The following is a 6,202-nucleotide window of genomic DNA, read 5'->3' on the forward strand; positions in this document are numbered from 1 at the left end:
AGGCCGCCGGGGGAGTTCGGATCGGTGAAGCAGGTGACGCCGAGGCCCCGGGCACGGCGTCCACCCGGGCGACGGACACCGCGGTGGAGTGCGCCGAGGCTACCGGCTCACCGCCCGGGTGCTCGCCCCGGCCGCCGCCGACCGTGGTCGTCGCACCGGCCACCGGCCACCGGCGCCAAGGCGTCGTACCACTGGCGCTCCGCTTCCCACCTCGCCGACGCCGCCTTCCGCGCGGTGGCGGCGGGCCACCGCGGCATCGGCCGGTCCGGTCCGGCCGGCGGCGGGAGAGCGCTCCGGTCCCTGCCGGTGAGATGCCACCAGTGGGGCACGCCGGACCTGGTCGCGGTGCTCGGTCGGGCCCGCCGCACCGCCCCCGAGGACCGGCTGGTCGTCGTCGGCCACAGCCTTGGCGGGTTCGCGACCTGCCTGGCGCCGCGGGTCCCCGAGGTCTCCCGCCTGCTGCTGGTGGGCGCCCAGCACGCCCACTGGGCCGACCCCCGGCGACATGGCCGGCTCGACACGCTCCGGCGCCGTCACGTGGCGATGCCCGCGCTCACACCCGCCTGCGGCTACTTCCCGGGGCGGCGCCTCGGCCGGACCGAGGAGCTGCCGCGCGGTGTCGCGTTCGACCGGGCCCGCGGCCGTGCCGACTTCGCCCGCACGATGGGGCGCGCCGACCGCGACGCGCTACGACGCGCCGCGACGCTCGACCTCGACGTGCTCGCGGTGGCGGCGGGTGACGACCTGTTCGCCACGAACGGGGCGACCGAGCGCACGCCCGCTCGGCCGACCTCGGCACGTGTCCAGCGCTGGGTCGTCGAACCCGATGACCACGGGCTCGGCCCCATCGGGCATCCGGGCCTGTTCCACGACTGTTTCCGCCCGGCCTTCCGGCCGCGCTCCGCCGAGCTCCCCGCCGCCGGTCCCGCCCAGAGGTCGCGGCGGGTGCGGACGACGGTGCACCCGGGGCTGTCGCCGCCGTGCAGCGGTGCGAGAGTGGACCGGACCCCCGACGGCTACCAGGAGGACCGACCCGACCCATGCGCCTGCTGCTCATCAGACACGGCCAGACCCCCTCGAACGTACGGCGCCTGCTGGACACCGCCGCGCCCGGTCCGGCGCTGACCCCGCTGGGCGAGAGCCAGGCGGCTGCCCTCCCCGCCGTGCTCTCCGGCGAGCGGATCGAGGCGATCTACGCCTCCAACCTGCTCCGCACCCAGCTCACCGCGGCGCCGCTGGCGACAAGGTTGGGGCTGGAGGTGCGCGTACGTGACGGGCTGCGGGAACTGGCCGCCGGCGACCTGGAGATGCACGGTGACGGGGACTCCATCGGTCTCTACCTCGGCACGGTCTTCGCCTGGGCCGCCGGTGAGACCGCCCGCCGCATGCCGGGCGGAGAGACGGGCGAGGAGGCCATTGCCCGGTTCGACGAGGTGGTCGCGGAGGTCGCCGCCGAGGGCATGACCGCCGCCCTGTTCAGTCACGGCGCCGCGATCCGCATGTGGACCGCGGCACGGGCCGGGAACGTGCAGGTCGACGAGGTGGCTTTCCGCGAGTTGGAGAACGCCGGTGTGGTGACCGTCACCGGCTCGCCCACGGACGGCTGGCGGCTGGAGAGCTGGACGGAGACCCCGGTCGGACACACCGGCGAGGCCGCCGGGAGCGGCCCCGCGGGCGAGACGACGGACGAGGCTCCCGAGCCGCCCAGGAGCTGAGCGCGCAGCGGGCCGCCGTCGTACGGGCGGGTGCGGTCGTCGTCGGCGGTGCGGCGGCCCGTCGGGAGGCGCGGACGGTCTCCCCCGCGGCCTTCGACGCTGCGTCCGGGCGACGGCGCGGCGCCCGGTGCCCCCCCCGCTCCGGCGCGCACTCAGCCGCCGTGCTGGTCGAGGAGGGCGTCCAGCTCGCCCTGGAGACCGTCGCGTTCGATCCCGGCGACCCTCACCAGCACGTCGTAGTCGTCCTGCGGGATTCCCTCGCAGACCTCGGGCTTGCCGGTGGGTGCGGATTCGGCGGTGAGCGCGTCCCAGCATGCCTGCTCGGCGTTCCGGGACGAGCAGCCGACAGCCAGCGCGGAGAGGAGGGTGGCCGCCAACGCGGCGCGGATGGTGCGTGTCATGCCGCCAGCGTGGCGCGCCGCGGCGGCCCGCGGTAGCGATGTGGCCGTTCCGTGACGAACTCGCGCGGGTGGCGGGCGACTCCGGCCGCCGCGGCCCCGGCGTCAGGGCAGGGCGCGGATCAGGACGAGGGAGCCGTCGAAGGTGGGCTCCTGCCTGAGCGGGCCGTGGAGTTCGTCCCAGCGCCCGGACTCCAGCTCCCGGCGGAGGTGGTCCACGTACTGCTCCCGCAGGTCCGGCTCCACGAAGCTCCAGGCGGAACACGCCTGGCGCGCACCCGGGTCGAGCAGCAGCTCGGGGCGCCCGTAATACGCCTCGTTGAAGCCGTCGGTGCAGTCGAGCGGCACGGGGACCCGGTCGACGGCGACGTCGCCGCCCAGTGCTTCGGCGATGGCCGGCAGGAGCGGGTAGCGGCGGGCCTCGGTCTCCAGCACCAACGGTGCGTACGCGGCGAGCCAGAAGTCACGGACCAGCTCCGGGTCGCAGGTCAGGACGACTACGGGCCCCCGCGCCACGCGCCGCATCTCCGCCAGCCCCGCCGCGGGGTCACGCCACTGGTGGACGCTGAAGGTGGACATGGCGGCGTCGAAGCTGTCGTCGTCGAAGGGCAGGCGCTCCGCCACGCCGTCGACCGCACGGGAGAGGTGGGGCGGCCGTTGGGCGCGCATGGAGCGCGACGGCTCGACCGCCGTCACCTCCGGTCCGACCGGTTCGTAGGAGCCGGCCCCCGCGCCGACGTTGACGACGGTCCGGACGGCGCCGAGCGCGTCGGTGATCGCCGACGCGATGCGGGCGTCGGGGCGTCGGTGGTGGGCGTAGCCGGCGCCGATCCTGCCGTAGTCCGCGTCCCCGGCGCTGCCGTCCGGTGTTTGTTTGTTCATGGAACAAAGATAGGCCGAAGGGGCTACTCCCGCGGCGCCGTCGCAGGGATCGAGCCGTGCGACCGGGGCGGCGGCTGCCCGCCGGGCAGCCGCCGCCGTGGTCAGGCCCAGGGGTCGGGGGCGCGCCCGGTGTAGAGGGACGGGGTGAACGTCACCGGGAGCGCCTGCAGCCCGCGGATCCAGACGCCCGGGTACCAGCGGAGGTCCTCCGAGGGACACGCGAGGGTCAGGTCGGGCAGCGAGTCGAGCAGCACCTCGATGCCCGCGGCGGCGATGGACTCGGCCATCTCCCGCGCCGGGTTGGGGCAGCCGTGCGGCCCGTGCGAGTACGACAGGTACGCCTGCGAGCCGCGAAGGGCGCGACCGCCGAGCGGGCGGATGGCCGGGTCGCTGTTGGCGGCGGAGAGCCCGAGCAGGAGCATGTCGCCCGCCGGGATCCGCGCGTTGCCCAGTTCGACGGGCCGGGTCGTCCACCGCCCGGCGCTCACCTGCGTCGGGGTGTCCTCCCAGAGGACCTCCCGCAGCGCCTGCCCGACCGGCAGCCGCCCCCGGGCGAAGGAGTCGGTGTACCGGGGGTCGGTGAGCATCAACCGCAACGCGTTGCCGATCCAGTTGCTGGTCGTCTGATGGCCCGCGGTCGCCACGACCAGCAGGTCCTCCAGCAACTGCTGGTCGGTCAACTTCACCGGATGGGTCGCCAGACGTCCCGCCACGTTGTTGCCCGGTGCGCGGCGGGTCTCGGCGACGAGGTCGAGACCGATCAGACGGAGCCGCCGCTGCGCGTCGATGGCGTCGGGTCCGCCGGAGAGCATCGTGGTGACGCTCTCCAGCAGTTCGTTGCTGCGTTCCGGCGGGAAACCCATGGCCCAGCCCACCGCCATGATCGGCAGCCGGAGGGCGTAGGCGCTCATCAGGTCGGCCTCGCCGTCGGCGGCGAAGGACTCCACGAGCTCCTCGGCGAACTGCTCGCAGCGGGAACGGAACTCCAGCAGGTCGCCGTCGAGCGCGTGGGCGACCGCCGCCGCGCGGTGGCGGTGCTCCTCGCCCTCCGTGTACAGCAGCGCCGCGCCGCCCTCGCCGCCACCGAGCATCGGCCACAGCGGCCAGTCCCCCGGCAGCCTCGGCCCCAGACGCCACCGCGCGACGTTCCGCGTGAAGGTGGCGGTGTCCGCCGTGACGTGCTGGAGCTCGCGGTGGCCGAGCACCAGCCACGCCGGGACGTCGCCGGTGAGCAGGACCGGTGCCACCGCGCCGTACCGCGAACGGAGCTCGGTGAAGATCTGAGCGGGCTCGGTGGCGTAGCGCGGGTCGCCGAGCCGAGGTGCGTCCAGGTGGCTCTCCGGCAACTCCACGAGCGGGGTGTCGTTCATGGTGCGGTGTCTCCGTTCGCGATCCGGGCCGCGTCGAGCGGCCCGGTGGGCGGGCCCACGGGCGGACGCCCCTGGAGCCGGGCGGCGGCGCGCGGTGCGGCGGGGCCGCCTCGGGATGGGCAGCCGCTCACCGGGCCGGCCCCCCGGCCTCGTGCAGGACGGACGCCCGCCGCACGTGGTCCAGCGCTTTGACCAGGACGTCGCGGACCGAGCCGCGGTCCCGGGCGTCGCAGCGGACGACCGGGACGTCGGGTGAGAGGGAGAGGCTCTCGTGGATGTCGTCGAGGCTGAAGACGTCGTCCTCGCCGTCGAAAACGTTGTGGGCGACGACGAACGGGAGCCCGGCCGCCTCCACCCGGTCCAGGGAGGCGTGCGACGCCTCGATGCGGCGGGTGTCCACCAGGACGACGGCGCCGAGAGCCCCGGTGAACAGCCGCTGCCAGAGGAACTCGAATCGTTCCTGCCCCGGGGCGCCGAAGAGGTACAGCACCAGCTGGTCGTCGAGGCTGATGCGTCCGAAGTCGAAGGCGACGGTGGTGGTCGTCTTCGTAGGGGTGGCGGCGACGTCGTCGACGCCCACGGAGGCGCCCGTCATCTCCGCCTCGGTGCGCAGGGGGGTGATCTCGCTGATGGCGCCGACGAAGGTGGTCTTGCCGACGCCGAAGCCTCCGGCCACCGCGATCTTCAGGCCGCTGCTGGCGGTGGCCGCCAACTGCGGGGGCGCGTCAGAGGTTACGGAGGGCAACGAGGGTCCTTTCCAGCACGTGGGGGTCGGGCGGCTGCCACGCGATGAAGCCGGCGCCCCCGGTGGTCGGAGCGGTGTGTGTCCGCGGATGTCGGACGCTGACGCAACCCCGGTCCAGGAGCCCGGAGAGCAGCACCATGACCGCCCCCAGCGGCAGCTGGAGGTGGGCGGAGATCTCGACCACGGCCAGCGGCCTGGCACAGGCCTCGACGATGGCGCGTTCCTCCAACCCCAGCCCGCTGCCCGCGGAGTCCTCGGTGACGATCAGGGAGACCGGGTCGAAGACGTGCTCGGGTGCGGGGGCGGTGCGTCCGGACAGCGCGACGAAGAGGCGGTCGGGCAGATCCGGGTCGATCATCAGGCCGGCGCTCCTGACTGCCGCGGCGCTATGCCGAGGTGCTCGGACAGGCGGTCGATGAGCCGCACCATCTCGGCGCCCACCAGACCGGGCTCCGCGTCGGCCGCCGCCAGCGCGGTGAGGACCGCGCCGTGCCCGGCGTTGACCAGGAGCAGCTGGCGCTCGGGGAAGAGCAGGGTGATGTAGTCGGGGGAGCCGCCGCAGTCCAGCTTGTCCGACGCCTCGGCCGCGAGTCCGGCGATGCCGGAACCGATGGCGGCCAGGTACTCCACGCGGTCGCGGACGACGGGGTCGGCCTCCGGATCGGGGTCCAGGCCGTCGTCCCAGTGCAGCTTGAGACCGTCTCGCGAGAAGAGCAGTGCGTGCTCCACGCCCTCCGTCCGGTCGCGGAAGTCGTTCATCAGCCAGGACAGGGAGTTGGGCGTCATGGGGTCTCCGGGAGGTCCGAGGTGGCCGGGGGAGCGGCGGGGTTCGCGGGTCGCACGGCGTGGTGGAAGGAGGACATGCGGCGGGCCGCCTCGTCCGGCGCGAGCCGGGTGCCGGTGTCCGGCTTCCGGTCCGCGGGACGGTCGGGGAGGGTCGACCCGCGTCGCCGCTTGGGCAAGCGGCGTTCCTCGGGCGGGCCGTCGGGCGTCCCGGTGTCCGGTGCCCGGGTGGCGAATGGCGCCGCGGCGCTCGCACCGGCCGTAGAGGCGGGCGGGGCGGCGCTCGCACGGCCGGTCGCGGCGTCGGGC

At 74.8% G+C, this 6,202-nt stretch carries 9 protein-coding genes; 2 read left to right on the plus strand and 7 right to left on the minus strand.

The window, feature by feature from the left end:
* Positions 1–33: 33 nt before the first annotated feature.
* Both HCJ92_RS08185 and HCJ92_RS08190 read left to right on the plus strand, forming a co-directional pair.
* Positions 34–1,125 carry an alpha/beta fold hydrolase gene (locus HCJ92_RS08185; protein ID WP_338054075.1) on the plus strand — a complete coding sequence of 364 codons (1,092 nt, stop codon included), beginning with the start codon at positions 34–36 and terminating at the stop codon, positions 1,123–1,125.
* The gene (locus HCJ92_RS08190; RefSeq protein ID WP_167932796.1) at positions 1,041–1,715 is read left to right on the plus strand and encodes a histidine phosphatase family protein; all 675 of its coding nucleotides are present in this window, start codon (positions 1,041–1,043) and stop codon (positions 1,713–1,715) included. Before HCJ92_RS08185 ends, HCJ92_RS08190 begins: the two co-directional genes overlap by 85 nt.
* Before the next feature lie 152 nt (positions 1,716–1,867).
* Here the strand turns inward: HCJ92_RS08190 and HCJ92_RS08195 are convergent, their stop codons facing one another.
* From HCJ92_RS08195 to HCJ92_RS08225, 7 genes are all read right to left on the minus strand, one after another.
* Positions 1,868–2,116 (minus strand): hypothetical protein, encoded by a 249-nt coding sequence (locus tag HCJ92_RS08195; protein ID WP_167932797.1) that lies wholly within the window; start codon positions 2,114–2,116, stop codon positions 1,868–1,870.
* A gap of 102 nt (positions 2,117–2,218) precedes the next feature.
* Complete coding sequence (locus HCJ92_RS08200) at positions 2,219–2,995, minus strand: class I SAM-dependent methyltransferase (RefSeq protein ID WP_167932798.1); 777 nt, start codon at positions 2,993–2,995, stop codon at positions 2,219–2,221.
* Positions 2,996–3,096: 101 nt separating this feature from the next.
* Positions 3,097–4,365 (minus strand): cytochrome P450, encoded by a 1,269-nt coding sequence (locus HCJ92_RS08205; protein WP_167932799.1) that lies wholly within the window; start codon positions 4,363–4,365, stop codon positions 3,097–3,099.
* Between the two features lie 127 nt (positions 4,366–4,492).
* A complete protein-coding gene (locus tag HCJ92_RS08210) occupies positions 4,493–5,110 on the minus strand; it encodes a GTP-binding protein (protein ID WP_167932800.1) in 618 nt (205 codons plus the stop codon).
* Positions 5,091–5,468, minus strand: a complete 378-nt coding sequence (locus HCJ92_RS08215; protein ID WP_167932801.1) for a DUF742 domain-containing protein — start codon at positions 5,466–5,468, stop codon at positions 5,091–5,093. The genes HCJ92_RS08210 and HCJ92_RS08215 overlap by 20 nt, the downstream gene beginning before the upstream one ends.
* Positions 5,468–5,896 (minus strand): roadblock/LC7 domain-containing protein, encoded by a 429-nt coding sequence (locus tag HCJ92_RS08220; protein WP_167932802.1) that lies wholly within the window; start codon positions 5,894–5,896, stop codon positions 5,468–5,470. The genes HCJ92_RS08215 and HCJ92_RS08220 overlap by 1 nt, the downstream gene beginning before the upstream one ends.
* Positions 5,893–6,072: a hypothetical protein gene (locus HCJ92_RS08225; RefSeq protein ID WP_167932803.1), complete on the minus strand. Its 180-nt coding sequence runs from the start codon at positions 6,070–6,072 to the stop codon at positions 5,893–5,895. Before HCJ92_RS08225 ends, HCJ92_RS08220 begins: the two co-directional genes overlap by 4 nt.
* Between the last annotated feature and the right edge of the window lie 130 nt (positions 6,073–6,202).

Source organism: Streptomyces spiramenti (assembly GCF_012034385.1).
Classification (GTDB): Bacteria; Actinomycetota; Actinomycetes; order Streptomycetales; family Streptomycetaceae; genus Streptomyces; species Streptomyces spiramenti.